Annotated in this window: 14 protein-coding genes; 10 read left to right on the forward strand and 4 right to left on the reverse strand. The window is 57.0% G+C overall.

Annotated features, from left to right (window positions below):
* Window positions 1-78 precede the first annotated feature (78 nt).
* Complete coding sequence (gene metB, locus M1E10_RS04365) at window positions 79-1,251, forward strand: PLP-dependent aminotransferase family protein (RefSeq protein ID WP_499172900.1); 1,173 nt, start codon at window positions 79-81, stop codon at window positions 1,249-1,251.
* Between the two features lie 24 nt (window positions 1,252-1,275).
* Window positions 1,276-1,620, forward strand: a complete 345-nt coding sequence (locus M1E10_RS04370; protein ID WP_499172901.1) for a DMT family transporter — start codon at window positions 1,276-1,278, stop codon at window positions 1,618-1,620.
* A gap of 266 nt (window positions 1,621-1,886) precedes the next feature.
* On the opposite strand, the gene M1E10_RS04375 is transcribed toward M1E10_RS04370, so the two are convergent.
* Both M1E10_RS04375 and M1E10_RS04380 read right to left on the reverse strand, forming a co-directional pair.
* Window positions 1,887-3,065: an MFS transporter gene (locus tag M1E10_RS04375; RefSeq protein WP_499172902.1), complete on the reverse strand. Its 1,179-nt coding sequence runs from the start codon at window positions 3,063-3,065 to the stop codon at window positions 1,887-1,889.
* A gap of 1,333 nt (window positions 3,066-4,398) precedes the next feature.
* On the reverse strand, window positions 4,399-4,683 hold the full coding sequence (locus tag M1E10_RS04380) for a helix-turn-helix transcriptional regulator (RefSeq protein WP_499172904.1): 285 nt from the start codon (window positions 4,681-4,683) through the stop codon (window positions 4,399-4,401).
* Between the two features lie 79 nt (window positions 4,684-4,762).
* Here M1E10_RS04380 and M1E10_RS04385 point away from each other — a divergent pair, with 79 nt between their 5' ends.
* The 6 genes from M1E10_RS04385 to mnhG are packed head-to-tail and all read left to right on the forward strand — an operon-like array spanning window position 4,763 to window position 10,778.
* On the forward strand, window positions 4,763-7,684 hold the full coding sequence (locus tag M1E10_RS04385) for a monovalent cation/H+ antiporter subunit A (RefSeq protein ID WP_499173474.1): 2,922 nt from the start codon (window positions 4,763-4,765) through the stop codon (window positions 7,682-7,684).
* Window positions 7,684-8,022: a Na+/H+ antiporter subunit C gene (locus M1E10_RS04390; RefSeq protein ID WP_029619844.1), complete on the forward strand. Its 339-nt coding sequence runs from the start codon at window positions 7,684-7,686 to the stop codon at window positions 8,020-8,022. Before M1E10_RS04385 ends, M1E10_RS04390 begins: the two co-directional genes overlap by 1 nt.
* Window positions 8,019-9,647: a monovalent cation/H+ antiporter subunit D gene (locus tag M1E10_RS04395; RefSeq protein WP_499172906.1), complete on the forward strand. Its 1,629-nt coding sequence runs from the start codon at window positions 8,019-8,021 to the stop codon at window positions 9,645-9,647. Before M1E10_RS04390 ends, M1E10_RS04395 begins: the two co-directional genes overlap by 4 nt.
* The gene (locus M1E10_RS04400; protein ID WP_499172907.1) at window positions 9,647-10,123 is read left to right on the forward strand and encodes a Na+/H+ antiporter subunit E; all 477 of its coding nucleotides are present in this window, start codon (window positions 9,647-9,649) and stop codon (window positions 10,121-10,123) included. Before M1E10_RS04395 ends, M1E10_RS04400 begins: the two co-directional genes overlap by 1 nt.
* Window positions 10,120-10,401 (forward strand): cation:proton antiporter subunit F, encoded by a 282-nt coding sequence (locus M1E10_RS04405; RefSeq protein WP_499172909.1) that lies wholly within the window; start codon window positions 10,120-10,122, stop codon window positions 10,399-10,401. Before M1E10_RS04400 ends, M1E10_RS04405 begins: the two co-directional genes overlap by 4 nt.
* Complete coding sequence (mnhG, locus tag M1E10_RS04410) at window positions 10,398-10,778, forward strand: cation:proton antiporter (protein WP_499172911.1); 381 nt, start codon at window positions 10,398-10,400, stop codon at window positions 10,776-10,778. The genes M1E10_RS04405 and mnhG overlap by 4 nt, the downstream gene beginning before the upstream one ends.
* Before the next feature lie 28 nt (window positions 10,779-10,806).
* Here mnhG and M1E10_RS04415 read toward each other — a convergent pair whose 3' ends face one another.
* Window positions 10,807-10,989, reverse strand: coding sequence for a hypothetical protein (locus M1E10_RS04415; RefSeq protein ID WP_499172912.1), 183 nt, complete (start codon window positions 10,987-10,989; stop codon window positions 10,807-10,809).
* Between the two features lie 116 nt (window positions 10,990-11,105).
* On the opposite strand from M1E10_RS04415, the gene M1E10_RS04420 reads away from it, so the two are divergent.
* Window positions 11,106-11,345, forward strand: a complete 240-nt coding sequence (locus M1E10_RS04420; protein ID WP_499172913.1) for a hypothetical protein — start codon at window positions 11,106-11,108, stop codon at window positions 11,343-11,345.
* 263 nt (window positions 11,346-11,608) lie between these two features.
* Here the strand turns inward: M1E10_RS04420 and M1E10_RS04425 are convergent, their stop codons facing one another.
* A complete protein-coding gene (locus M1E10_RS04425) occupies window positions 11,609-13,063 on the reverse strand; it encodes a TrkH family potassium uptake protein (protein WP_499172915.1) in 1,455 nt (484 codons plus the stop codon).
* A gap of 692 nt (window positions 13,064-13,755) precedes the next feature.
* Between M1E10_RS04425 and M1E10_RS04430 the strand changes: the two genes are divergently transcribed.
* Window positions 13,756-14,841 carry a DUF475 domain-containing protein gene (locus M1E10_RS04430; protein WP_499172917.1) on the forward strand — a complete coding sequence of 362 codons (1,086 nt, stop codon included), beginning with the start codon at window positions 13,756-13,758 and terminating at the stop codon, window positions 14,839-14,841.
* The last annotated feature ends 8 nt before the right edge of the window (window positions 14,842-14,849 follow it).

Consider the following 14,849-nt stretch of genomic DNA (forward strand, 5'->3'; position numbering starts at 1 on the left):
GCCCGTCATGATGCATTTCGCATCGTGGTAAGAAGGCCGGCAACACCATATCATTCGAAGAACGCGAAAGAGATTTCAATGTCAAAAGTGATGTCACCGCGAACGATCTCGGTAGCTCAGGGTATCGCAGAAGACACGGCCTTCGGAGCGGTGACATCTCCCATCTATCTGTCGAGCACCTACACCTTTGAAGAATTTGGGCGGGCACGGCTCCACGAATACTCCCGCACCAGGAATCCCACCCGGGATCAGCTCGCCAGGACCCTCGCCACTCTTGAGGGAGGAACGTCCGCAATCGTGACCGCATCAGGTATGTCTGCCTTGGACCTGGTGCTCTCGATACTGCGGCCAAACGATCTGCTGCTGGCACCACACGACTGCTATGGCGGCAGTTACAGGCTGATCCAACAGAGATCCGAGCGCGGCCACTTCAAGGCCGTCTTCGTCGACCAGAACAACAACACCGCTCTTCAGGAAGCCATGGAGCACCGGCCTCGGCTGGTTCTTGCCGAAACTCCGTCGAATCCGTTGATGAGAATCGTCGACATTGCAGCCATAGCCGCCATGGCAAAAGCTGCCGGAGCCAAGCTAGCAGTCGACAATACATTTCTTTCCCCGGCGCTGCAGACCCCTCTTCTCCTGGGCGCAGACTTTGTCATTCACTCGACCACCAAATATCTCAACGGTCATTCAGATGTCGTCGGCGGCGCACTGGTAGCAGCGGATGGCGGAGACGGCGAAGAGCTTGCCGCCTGGGCCAATATCACAGGCGTGACGGGATCCCCTTTTGACGCGTATCTCACCATGCGAGGGCTAAGAACACTGTTAGCGCGGATGGAAGCACAGCAGCGCTCCGCGGAAGCCATTGCCAATCTATTGGCAGCTCATCCCGCCGTAGCGAAAGTCAATTATCCCGGCCTTGCGACCGATGCGGGCCACACACTCGCGTCATCACAGCAAAAGGGCTTTGGCGCGATGCTGAGCTTCGAAATCAATCTTGGGGAGGCTGGTTTGCGCGCTTTTATTAGCTCCCTGAGCCTGTTTACCCTGGCGGAATCCCTCGGCGGCGTCGAAAGTCTGATAGCGCATCCTGCGACGATGACGCACTTGGGAATGGGCGCGTCGGCGCGCTCTACAGCCGGAATATCAGACCGTCTGCTCCGGCTATCAGTGGGACTTGAAGATCCTCACGATCTTATGGAAGACCTTCTGCAAGCCATTGATGCCGGCCTGGTGGAATACGCAAGATAGAAGATCAGCCGGGAGGAACCATCTTTGAAAGCCGAAACTGCAACATATCTGGCCTTGGCTGCGGCAATCCTTCTGGAGGTCGTCGGGACGACCTATCTGCAAAAGTCAGAGCAGTTCACCAAACTCATGCCAACGCTGATCATGGGGCTGTGCTACGGAGGCGCCTTTTACTTGCTGTCTCATGCGCTTAAGACCATGCCCGTCGGCATCGTCTATGCCGTCTGGAGTGGCCTGGGCATTGTTTTCATATCATTGATTGGTCTGCTGGTCTTCAATCAGAAGCTCGACGTCCCGGCAGTTGTGGGTCTAGCGCTCATTATTGCTGGCGTCGTTATCATCAATGTTTTCTCGCACTCGGCAGCGCATTGACCACGGTTCTCATCATCTCCAACGTTCGCAGAACGCACGACGGTGCGGGTGAGGCACCAAGTTAAAGCGGCTGTGTATGAAGGTAGCACTAGCCCGGCCTTCGCAGCTAGCGGCGTTTTGCTTGTTCCTACCGCCCTGCGAGCCGCCCAGCCGTATAAATGTCTGGGCGTAGTCATGATGTCTAGCAGGTGTGGATGCTCGGGATATCGCGCTGCAGGGCTTTCGAAGGTGGTGCTGCCTAGATTTGACGACGTCGCTGCTGCAACCTACTTTCGCGCCGGGCCATCGTCCTCAATCCTGGGCAGGAACCAAGCAAGAAGCCCTGCGAGCGGCAGGAACGAGCAGATGCGATAGACGGTTGCGATATCATAGCTGTCTGCCAACCCTCCTAGAATGGCCGCAGCAATTCCACCGAGCCCGAAATTTAGCCCATAGAAAAGGCCACCAATCAACCCGACGCGGTTTGGCAACAGATCCATCGCGTAGATCAAGATCGAGGCGAAGGCGCTGGCCATGATCAGGTTGATGAGAACGGTTAGGGCTCCCGTCCAGAAAAGATCTGCATAGGGTAAGAGCAGGGTCAGTGGCAGCGGGCCCAAGACCGATATCCAGATGATTCGGTAGCGACCAATCCTGTCACCCAAGACGCCTCCGATCAGCACCCCGGCTGCTGCGGCGATGAGAAAGATGAACAACATCATCTGGGATTCTGGAATTGACAGATCGAAGCGGTCCATCAGATAGAAGGTGTAGAAGGAACGAAAGCTCTCGCTGTAGGCATTCTTGGAAAACATAAGAAGCGTAAGGACCAGCAGGCCAAGCCCGATGGTGAATGGAGCCAACGGGTGAGTGCCAGGAGCTCCTGCAGTGGATGATGCTCTCAAAGCAGCAAATTGCCGGCTAATTAAGTTATGCTGCGCCCCAATCCAAATCATCAGCGACATCGCGGCAAGGGTTGCCGCCGTGAACCAAGCAAGGCTTGATTGCCCAAATGGCACAATGACTAGGGCAGCAAACACAGGTCCGAGTGCGCCGCCTGCTTGTCCTCCAACCTGGAAAACACCTTGTGCCAATCCCTGCCGCCCGCCCGAGGCGTAGCGTGCCATTCGGGTCGCCTCAGGATGAAAAATCGACGATCCGATCCCGATCAGCGCAACGGAAACAAGTATCAGAGCGTAGCTTGAGGCGAAGGCCAGGCTGAGCAAGCCTGAGAGCGTGAATACCATCCCCAAGACCGGCGAATAAGGGGCCGGAGTGCGGTCCGTGTAATAGCCTACAACAGGCTGCAAGAGAGAGCCCGCGATCTGGAAGGTCAGTGTGATCAAGCCGATTTGCACGAAGTCGAGCTGATAAGCATCTTTGATGATTGGATAAACCGCCGGAATCAGCGACTGGATCAGATCGTTTAACAAATGTGTGGAGCCGAGAGCGAAGAGGACGGCCATGTGGGTCTTTGGCCTACTCGTTATCAAAGACATTGTTAAACCATTTCAGCGACAAGGGAAAGTTGGTGGGCATCATAGCTATACTCGCTCCGTCAAGCAGTCCATCCTCTTACGCAACGACCGAAAGAACAGGCTGCGATGGTGTAGCCGACTTTGTTCGTCGTCCTCGACACCTGAAGGACCTCAACATATGGAACACTGGCATTTTGGGCTTGTCAGAGCAAGAAAGCCCGTCCCTCCATCCGGTTCGAATGAACGCCGCTCAACTTGAAGTCGCCTGATCTGTTCATTGATTGTTGCGACCGGGAGCCAACTATCGGCGTCGGCCATAGCCGCCTTGAAGGGGATCCAAACCTACAACCCCTGCCCTTGGTACCACCGTGCAACAGGTTCCGTCGGTGAGCAGGGAACTTAGGCTGCCGGGGCTGGACGATGTGGAGCCGGCTGGCTGCTATACCTTCTGAGCAAACTGCGAATGCAGATACCTGATCAGATAGTCCGGAGGCGGCCCCAAGCCCTCATTGAGACGGGAAGCCGCCGTTGAGGTTGAACGAGATGGCATCTCGCTATGCGGCAGGACGAGCTTCTTCGCCTTTAACTGACACGGACCGGCGCCGCGACGTCGTACCGAATCCGCAATTCGAAGCCCATGGAGCCTTGAAAGTATCCATCCTCAGCAGCTTTCGACACAGTTCCTATCCTCGGAGATTTCCGTCTTTGTCTGGAGCTTCATTCTCAGGTGCCCCGGGGCCATTCTGGCTCACGTCCTTCCCTCCCAAGGAGGTATCTCTCCCCTTTTCCCTTTTCTTCAGTAGCGTCCTCGGCACCTCTATATAGGCAATCGCCCATAGAGCCGCAGCGAGAAAAGCAATCAAAAAGAAGCCGAAGAACAACGTGGAGACCACGGTCGCATCCTTCTATCTAGGCCAGCTTCTCCTCCGGTCAGAAGCTGTACCAGTTCAGATTATTTCTCGTTCCGCCCATGCCCCGAGCCGGCCCGCGCCTACAATTCTCGGCTAGGGCCACGAGTAGCCGTCCGGAACCACTTGCCCTGAGAACGCCGTTTCGGTCAGACAGAAGCCGGCAATTCCCGTCACAACCGTTAGAACGATTGGCGGGCGACGAGACAGCCTTCCAGCACGTCGAGCTACCGCGAGAGGATCTTCCGCCTCAAGCTTCGTCCGATGCGTCGCACACGACTGCGTCGCTCGCCGATCACCGCTCCGATGGTGAGGCCTGTTACTATTCCAATAACGAGACTGATGACGACCTCTGCGCTCCCAAGATCATGGATTTCCATGCTGCGTCCTTGCATTGATCGCAGGTCGTTCCGTCACACCGCTTCGTGCGTATGAGAAGAGGGTGTCGAAGCTGCACTGCAGAGGCCGGGGCCACATCCTTCTATCGACGTGAACATCACACCGGCATCCTCAAAGGTGCGACGCAATTGCGCCGCCGTCGACCTATGCATGCCATGCCGGGCGCCTTCGAAGTCGCGGATGGTGCTTCGCGACACAGAAGATGCATCTGAGAGCTGCTGCTGCGTCCAGTCGAGCAGTCCCCTGGCCGCTCGGCACAGAGCCGGCGTCAAAAATAAATCTTTAGCAGCTTGACCCATTGCAGCTCCACATCCAATGTAGGATATAAACCAAATTGGGTGATTTGCGAAGCCCCCTGAAAGGACTGACGGCATTGGGATAACCACCGAACCTGACCTCCTTGCATTGGTGATCCTTCTCCCCTTCGTCGGCAGTGTCGTTATCGGTCTGTCGCTACGTACAGACTCAAAGCTCTTTCCCGCTTCAGTTTCTGCATTTGTGGCCGCAACAGTGTTGATTGCCACTGCGGCTCTCTATCCTTACGTTACCCAGGGGGGCGTGGTTCGCTTCGAGCTGGAATGGCTGCCTCAGTTGGGCGTCAATCTAACTCTGCGGATGGATGGCCTGGCCTGGCTGTTCACCATGCTGGTGGCCGGCATCGGACTGCTGGTGGTACTGTATGCGCGGTACTACATGTCCACCAACGATCCTATCCCGCGCTTTTTCTCGTTCTTCCTAGCGTTTATGGGCTCAATGCTCGGGATCATCCTTTCCGGCAATGTCATCTTGCTTTCGATCTTTTGGGAACTGACAAGTCTGTCGTCTTTCCTGTTGATCAGCTACTGGCACCATAATTCGGCGGCCCGCGATGGGGCCAGGATGGCCCTCACGATCACTGCGGCAGGAGGCTTCAGCCTGCTGGTCGGATTGTTGATCCTCGGCTCCATCGTCGGTAGCTACGATCTCGACGCAATCCTGGCAGCGAGCGACAAGATCAAGGCGCATCCGCTTTACCTAACAAGCCTGGTCTTGATCCTTATCGGTGCCTTCACCAAGAGCGCCCAGTTTCCCTTCCACTTCTGGCTTCCAGCGGCAATGGCCGCGCCGACGCCGGTCTCGGCATACCTCCATTCCGCGACGATGGTGAAAGCCGGGGTCTTTCTCCTGGTGCGCCTTTCACCTGCCCTGTCGGGCACCTACGAGTGGTTCATGCTGGTCGGGCTTGCAGGGATCTCAACCATGGTTCTGGGTGCCTATTTCGCGATGTTCCAGCGGGATCTGAAAGGCCTGCTGGCCTATTCCACCATAAGCCACCTTGGTCTCATCACCACGCTCTTGAGCCTGGGGAGCCCCTTGGCGACTGTCGCGGCAATTTTCCACATGGTGAACCATGCGACGTTCAAAGCTTCCTTGTTCATGGCCGCAGGTATCATCGATCATGAAACGGGCACGCGTGACATGCGCCGGCTCAGTGGACTTTTGAAGTTTCTACCGATCACCGGACGGCTCGCCATGGTGGCCAGTGCGGCCATGGCCGGCGTGCCGCTTCTGAATGGCTTCTTGTCGAAGGAGATGTTCTTCGCTGAGGCGATGGAAATGCATGCCTACTCCTGGCTGGATACCGCGCTTCCCTACATGGCTGTTCTGGCGAGTGCCTTCAGCGTCACCTATTCCTTGCGCTTCATCCACTCCGTCTTCTTCGGGCCACCACCTGTCGACCTGCCAGAGGCTACGCCACATGAACCACCGCGTTGGATGCGCTTCCCCATTGAGTTCCTCGTCCTCGCGTGCCTGGTGATAGGGATTGTGCCCAACCTGACGATCGGTCCGTTCCTGCGGGTGGCGGCGTTGAGCGTTCTGGGCCAGTCGATGCCCGACTACAGCCTGTCTGTCTGGCATGGGTTCAACACACCGCTGCTGATGAGCCTTCTGGCGCTGGTGCTTGGGTGCGCCATCTACTTTGTGTTTCGCAAAACCTTCATCAGATACGAGGATGGCCCCCCGATATTCAGGCATCTGCGTGGCCAGCGCTTATTCGAACGTTTCCTTGTAACCGTTTCCTGGCGCTGGGCGCGGTATCTGGAGTCTCGGTTTGGCACCAGAAATCTCCAGCCTCAACTGCGATGGGTTGTTTTCCTGGGTTTCTGCGCAGCACTTGGACCCTTGTACGCATCTGGGTTTCAACCCCGAATGGTGGCTCCCTCTGGTGTAGATATTCCTTTTTCAGGGATGTGGATACTTGGATCCTGCCTGGCCGTCGGCACTGCCTATCTCGCAAAATACCATCGACTGGCTGCGCTGGTGATGCTGGGTGGCGTGGGACTAATCGTATGTGCAACCTTCCTCTGGCTATCTGCGCCGGATCTAGCTCTTACCCAGTTGTTGGTTGAGGTGGTGACAACCGTGCTCATTCTGCTCGGACTGCGCTGGCTGCCGAAGCGGACGGAGGAACTCAAGGACGATTTGACATTTCGGGCAAGGTTTCGGCGGTTTCGGGATTTCGTCTTGGCAGGAGCTTGCGGCGTCGGCATGGCTTTTGTCGCCTACGCTGTGATGACGATGACGGTGCCCGATGCTATTGCCGCCTACTTTGTGCAAAACGCCTATACGCTGGGCGGTGGCCGAAACATCGTCAATGTCATCCTCGTCGATTTCCGTGGTTTCGATACCTTCGGCGAGATAACGGTTCTCGGCATTGTTGCTCTCACGGTCTATGCGCTCCTGCGTCGCTTCCGTCCCGCACCTGACAGCATAGACCCCCCTGAACAGCAAACCGTGCAGAGCGTGTTCGATCAACAGCAGCCAGATCGTTCGGTGGGCGACACAGCGCGAGACTATCTGCGCGTACCGTCAGTGATTATGCAGTGGCTGTTCCCCGTGGTGGTCACCTTCGCCATCTATATCTTCATCCGCGGTCACGACCTCCCTGGCGGGGGCTTTTCAGCGGGGCTCACCATGTCCCTTGCGTTTTTGCTCCAGTATCTCGCTGGTGGGACAAAGTGGGCGGAGGAGCGTGTGCGTATACTTCCTCTCCGCTGGATGGGATCCGGCTTGATCGTCGCAGCGCTCACGGGCATTGGGGCATGGCTTCTCGGATATCCCTTCCTGACATCGCACTCCCGGTACCTGGACTTGCCACTGATCGGCAAGGTGCCAGCGGCGACCGCAATGCTCTTTGACCTGGGCGTTTTTCTTCTGGTGGTCGGATCCACTGTGCTGATCTTGATCGCTCTCGCCCACCAGTCCATCCGGATCAGGCGGCAGCGGCCGCTCGATCCGACACACGAGGCAGATGGCTAATGGAACTGGTCTTGTCCATCGCGATCGGAATTATGACGGGATGCGGCGTCTGGCTGCTTCTTCGCCCGCGAACCTACCAGGTCATCATCGGCCTTTCATTGCTTTCCTACGCGGTCAACCTCTTCATATTTGGCGTCGGCGGCGTGAAATCGGATGAGCCGCCGCTGCTGGTCGATGGCACCTGGAACTTCAGCATCAGTGATCCGGTTCCGCAGGCGCTGGTTCTCACAGCCATTGTGATAGGGTTTGCGACGACTGCATTGTTCCTTGTGGTCCTTCTGGCCGCCCGCGGGATGACCGGCAGTGACCATGTTGACGGCAGGAACGATTCAAGATGATCGCCTGGTCGCAACACCTCATCATCCTGCCGATCCTTCTTCCGCTCCTCACGGGCGCAGCTTTGTTGTTCATTGCGGAGCGACAGCGCGTCGTCAAAGCAATGGTCAGCCTAGCGAGCACAATCGCTCTTGCAACCCTTTCGCTGCTGCTGCTCGGGATCTCTGCGAACGAGGGGAATTTTGACGGGGTCTACCTCGTGGGCAACTGGGCGGCCCCGTTCGGTATCGTTCTTGTCCTCGACAGGCTATCGGCTCTCATGGTCGCTTTAGCGGCAGTGCTGTCGGTTCCGGTCCTGGCGTTCACTCTTGCACGCTGGCATTCAGCTGGTGCCCATTTCCACAGCCTCTATCAGTTCCTTCTCATGGGGTTGAACGGCGCCTTCCTGACAGGCGATCTGTTCAATCTGTTTGTCTTTTTCGAAGTCATGCTTGCGGCTTCGTACGGGCTGCTGTTGCATGGCTCCGGCCCGCTTCGCGTCAAGGCTGGCCTCCATTACATCGCAGTAAACCTGGCAGCCGCGCTGCTTTTTCTGATTGGCGTGAGCCTGATTTATGGCACGGCAGGGACGCTGAATATGGCAGACCTTGCAGACCGGATTCCAACGATCGAACCAGACCGCCGCATGCTGATGGAGGCTGGTGTCGCCGTTCTCGGCGTCGCATTTCTGGTCAAGGCCGGCATGTGGCCTCTCTGCTTCTGGTTGCCGAGTGCCTACAGCGTCGCCGTCGCTCCCGTGGCTGCTATTTTCACTTTGATGAGCAAGGTCGGGATCTACATTATACTGAGACTGACGATGCTGCTGTTTTCCGACGGTCCGTCCGTTGGCTTCGGCTTGAACGTCCTGCTCTACGGCGGAATGGCTACAATTGCGTTCGGCACCATAGGGGTCTTGGCTTCGCAGGGGCTTGCTCGGATTGGATCATATTCCGTGCTGGTTTCTACCGGCACATTGCTCGCTGTCATTGGGTTAAATGATGCCGCGGCCACCTCCGGCGCTTTGCTCTACCTGGTCAGCTCGACACTGGCGCTGGCTGCTTTCTTTCTGCTCGTGGAACTGGTCGAACGATGTCAGGTCGCCGGTGCTACTGTCCTGGCAGTGACCATGGAGGCTTACGGAGATGCAGATGAAGACGCTGAAGAGGAGCTAGAGGGCGTCACCATGCCCGCGACCTTGGCCATGCTCGGCGTCTGCTTCGCCGCCTCCACATTGCTGCTGTCGGGCCTGCCCCCGCTTTCAGGTTTTGTAGCCAAATTCGCTATGTTGTCGGCAATGATCGGGACGGGTTCCATCGGCGTTCCACCGACAGGCGCTACTCTGGCTGTGGCGGCCCTTACCATTCTGGGCGGCTTGGCGACCCTTATTGCGCTGACGCGAGCCGGCATCAGGACGTTCTGGAGCGCGATTGAGATCACGGTTCCACGCGTACTTGTGGTCGAGGTGGTTCCGGTGATGGTGATCCTGGTGTTGCTTGCCGGCCTCAGCGTCTACGCAGGACCGGCTCTCAACTACATGGAGGCTACGGTCCGCGCTTCAGGCAAACTGCAAACCTATATTGATAACGTGATCAACAAAGAGCCCTTGGCGTCGCAGGCTCATGGCGCTCTTGAGGAGGGTGGAGGCTAGTGTTTCCCTATCCAGTTCTCACCGCTTGTCTGCTAATCATGTGGCTGCTGCTCAGTGGGTGGAGCCTGGGACAGTTTCTGCTCGGGGGAACTGTGGCTGTTTTCGCGTCATGGACGATGGCCTCTCTGAGGCCGGACAAGCCGAAACTACGCAAGTGGTACCTGCTGCCGAAACTATTCGGCATAGTGATGTTTGACGTTATCAGGTCCAATTTGGCGGTGAGCTGGATCATTTTGAGGGGACGTGCCAGCGGCCATCGGTCGGCGTTTATCAATCTCCCCCTTGAAATCGATGATCCAACCGCACTGGCGCTTCTGGCCATCATTTTGACCAGCACCCCGGGCTCGGCATGGTTGGAGTACGACTCCCGTCAGCGCTCTGTCCTTATTCATGTTCTCGACATGGTCGATGAGGATCAGTGGCGCCACCTCATTAAAGACCGCTACGAAAGACTGCTGCTGGAGATCTTCTCATGAGCGCTATCATCATTTTTACGGCCGTCAGCCTCGCTCAAATCATGCTGATGATCGCAATGGCTATTGCGTCGGGACGTATGTTTTACGGACCGCGGGCGCAGGACAGGATCATTGGGCTTGATGCACTCTACGTAAACGCAATGCTGCTTCTGGTTACATTCGGGATCGGGACCGGGCGGACGGTGTACTTCGAAGCCTCGTTCGTGATCGGGCTCCTGGGGTTCGTCGCAACCGTCTCACTTGCGAAGTTCCTGATGCGAGGAGAGGTGATCGAATGATCTATTCTGCCAGCGATATTCCTGTGTGGGCCGCACTCGTGATCGCCTTTTTCCTGCTCGGCGGGGCCGCGCTGGTATTGATTGGCGCGATCGGCTTCCTGCGTATGGCCACTTTCTACGAACGCCTGCATCCACCCACTTTGTCGACCAGTTGGGGCACGGGCGCGATCATGCTCGCTTCGATCCTCTTTTTCAGCATCAGCGGCGGGCGACTGGTCGCACATGAGGTCCTGGTCGGCATTTTCATCACCGTGACAACGCCCGTGACGTTCATGCTTCTGGCACGGGCTGCCCTGCACCGGGATCGGTTCGAGAGGAACCCGAACGTCCCCGGCAAGCACAGCAGCGACACCGGCAAACCAGAAGTTGAGCCATAGGGTACTGCTGGATGCCTTGGTGACGGAATTATTTCATTCGCAAACCATAACCTGCAACAAGGAAACCAGTGCCCACGACGATGTAGAACGGGGAGCCGTTTTGATACACCAGATAGCTCCCCCAAATCGCGATCATCAATCCCATAAGAGCCACGGCCACTGCTAGTATCTGACGGGTGGCAATCGTCGTTCGCAATTTATTCCAGTTCATGCTTAGATCCTAAGGCAAATCAAAGAGGGTGGGCCACCTTCCAGGGCTGAACGCGAATTTTGAGTGGACGGTGCCGAGGCGCCGACCAGAACGAACCGCTCCACAGGAACGTATGCATGATAAAACTGCCGCAGACGCGACTCCAAATTTCAATTGGTCTAACCGCGTGCGCGGCCATGTCTTTCCTACTCAAGTTGATGCGTGCCATCACGTCGGATGAAATAGCAGCTGAACAAAAGGTTTCCGTGATGGTTCCCGCAGAGACTTTCTTTCCAGCGACGACGGAGTTCGTGCGGCTAACTGGTTGCTTGCTACTTCTGCTTATCTTGCTGGTGCGGCTGCGCCAGCACCGGTAATAGGTGAGACATCGGCTATACGAACTGAGGCCGATTTACGCGAAAATGCAATAAACAGCGGGTGACTGTCCAGCTGATGCCGTGAAGACCGGCGGCTTCTGAACTACTGCGGGGCGAGTGACTTTTGCTCTGCGTGATGTCGTAGCCGAGAAGCTGACACCTTTCGTGGATGCACTCAGGTTCTGGCGAACGTCACTCTGGCACATTGCCATGCCGTCGGAAGGCGGCGTGACTCCATCAGCTCACAGTGAGAATCTCCATCGCTACTGCCGCCAGAACAGCGGCGTCAATAGTACCAGGACAGTGAGGATCTCTAGCCGGCCGAGCAGCATCAGCAGTGAGAGGAGGTACAGTGCCGGATCGCTTATGGTGGAGAAATTGCCGACCGGTCCGATGATCGGGCCGACTCCGGGCCCAACATTAGCAAGGCAGGTGAGTACGGCTGAAGTCGCGGTCAAGAAGTCGTAGCCAAGCGCGCTCATGATCAGACTGCCGACGGCCCAAAGCGCGAGGAAGAGGCCGACGAAGAGGAATACTCCACGCTGAGCGTCGGCATCGACGGTGATTGCGCCATAGCGCACCCGATAAATCGCGTTCGGATAGATCAAGCCTTTAAGTCCGCTCCGGATCATGTTGAACATGATGACGAAGCGGTAGGTCTTGATGCCGCCAGCGGTTGAGCCGGAGCAGCCGCCAATTGCCGTGGCGAAGAAGGCGACGGCGACGGCAAATGGCCCCCACAGCGTATAGTCGTCACTCGCAAAGCCGCCAGTAGAAAGGATGGATGCCATGTTGAAGAAGGAATGGATTAGGGCGCTGCCGAGATCCACATCATTGCGCAGGTGGTGGTAGACAGCCAAGACGATTGAGATCACCACGAGGTATCCGACGAAGACGATGATCTGAGGATCGCCGAATGCATTCCGCCGCTGGCGTATAGCCAACAGGATCATTACCGAAAAGGGCAGGCTGCCAAGCGTCAGGAAGATCGTGCCAATGACAAGTATCCACTCGTTGTCGAAAAAGGCGAAGGACATGTCATGCGTGGAGAAGCCGGCAGTTGCCACCGTCGACATGGCATGGTTCAGCGCATCGAAATGGCCCATGCCGGCGAAGTCATAAGCGATCATGCAGACGAGGGTCAACAGGACATAAATGCCGAAGAAGGCACGCGTAAAGCTCGCCAGCCGTGCAAATGGCTTCTCGCTGCGGTCGGACGATTCCATCTTGAAGATGGACATGCCACCGACCTTGAGGAACGGCAGGACGAAAAGGCCCAGCGCAACGATACCGATGCCGCCGAACCATGCCAATAGCGACCGCCACAGAAGGATGCCGCGCGGCAGCGTGTCCAGACCGACGATCACGGTCGAGCCGGTGGTTGTAATTCCCGAGACAGATTCGAACAAGGCCTGCGCGAAGCTCAGTCCGTAATCTGCTAGGTAGAGCGGAATGGCACCCACCAAAGAAAACAGGGCCCACAGGAGGTTGACCATGAGATATGCTAGACGTTTGGTGAAGACAGGCGGCGCGCCGCGTGTCGCCAGCGCCGTCATCAGTGACAAGCCACCGACAATGCATGCCGAAAGCGCAAAAATTTGCCAGTCCTCGTGCCCATAATAGAGATCCACGACCGCCGGTAGGAACATAGCAGTTGCGAGATAGAGACCGCAAAGGGCTGCCAGGTAGATCGCGGGCCGAAGAACACTTGCGTTCAAGATGGTGTTTCCCGAAATTTCTTATGGCGCTGAGATTTTTCATCTTGCAACCGCTATTGCATAGCGGGAGGGCTTATCGATATCAATGAGGATAAAGCGCTGGGTCGCTAATGGTGGAGTAGTTGCCGGCTGGACCAACGATAGATCCGAGGCCGTGGCCTACATATGTTTCTTGAGACCGCTCCGGATCTGTCACTAATGATGCTGTTAGGCCGTGTTGAGATCCTTGACCGTGTTGGTGCTTGTGACTCCGCTCTTCTGGCGTCGCTAAGCTTTGCCGGGCTCGCCGGAGCACAGCGGGGCGTAGAACCGCCTCATATCTACTGCCCACAAAACGGACGCTGGCGGTTACTACGGCACTCGCTAACGCCGTAATGCGGCTCGATCGCAGTGAGGTGCGGGTGGACGGGAGAACACCGCTCCTCCAATCTATCGAAGATGAAAAGTCTGCTTGTCTGAGTTGAAATCGACAAGTACATTTCGTCTCCGCGCCGCAAACCGCGTGGATCAGATACTGGTGCCGGGCCCCTCTGGCGAGAGTTTATCGGCTCTCTCGCGATGTCGGTACCGCCTGCAAGAAAGCCGGCGGACTTCGAACTCATGATAATCAACCTATTGGTCTGCAGCGAAGCCAAGGATGGCGTCGCTGGAAACGTCTTGTCGCATCAGTTTCTCTCCCCGGAGGCACGGGCATGAACCAACCCCAAACACACACCTCGCTCTTTGGCTACCTGAAGTGGTCGATCGTCGTCACGGTGATCGGCCTTCTGCTGGGAGCCCTGCTCGGATGGCAGACCACCGGCACGATCGGCGGCATGCTGACCATCTTCTTCATCTGCGCGGTGCTGGCCGTGCTGGAGATCTCGCTCTCCTTCGACAACGCCATCGTCAACGCGAACAAGCTGAAGGACATGACACCGGTCTGGCAGAAGCGCTTCCTCACCTGGGGCATTCTGATCGCCGTCTTCGGCATGCGGATCGTGTTCCCCCTGCTGATCGTCGTGGTGGCTGCATCGATCGGCCCGATCGACGCAATCGTGCTCGCCGCCAGCCGGCCGGACGAATATGCCCGCATCATGAACGAGGCGCATCTGCCGATCGCTGCCTTCGGCGGCACCTTCCTGATGATGGTCGGCCTTACCTACTTCTTCAACCACGAGAAGGACGTCCACTGGCTGTCCTTCATCGAGAAGCACATGTCGCGCTACTCGACGATCAAGGGCATCGAAATCGCCTTCGTCCTGCTTCTGGTGCTGCTCTTCTCCAGAATGCTTGACGGAGACGATGCATCGACCTTCGTGATGTCGGCGATCTATGGCCTGCTCACCTTCCTGGCAGTGGAAGTGGTCGGGGGATTGCTGGACGCGTCGCAGCGGACGATGACGGAAGCTGCCCGCGGCGGTCTCGGCGCCTTCATCTATCTCGAAGTGCTGGATGCCAGCTTCTCCTTCGACGGTGTCATCGGTGCCTTCGCCCTGACGCAGAACCTCTTCGTGATCGCCATCGGTCTCGGCATCGGCGCCATGTACGTCCGCTCGATGACCATCATGCTGGTGGAGAAGGAAACGCTGACGCACTATCGCTACCTGGAGCACGGCGCCTTCTACGCGATCCTGATCCTGTCGGTGATCATGTATGTCCAGACGCTCTATCACATCCCGGAAGTCATCACCGGGCTTGGTGGCGCTACCCTGATCGGCATCTCGCTGTGGTCCTCGATCCGCTACAACCGTCAGGAACTGCAGAGGGAAACGGATCTCGCTCGCAGCCAGATCTGACGTCAAAG

The sequence above is a fragment of the Rhizobium sp. PK7-22 genome, from assembly GCF_056530405.1.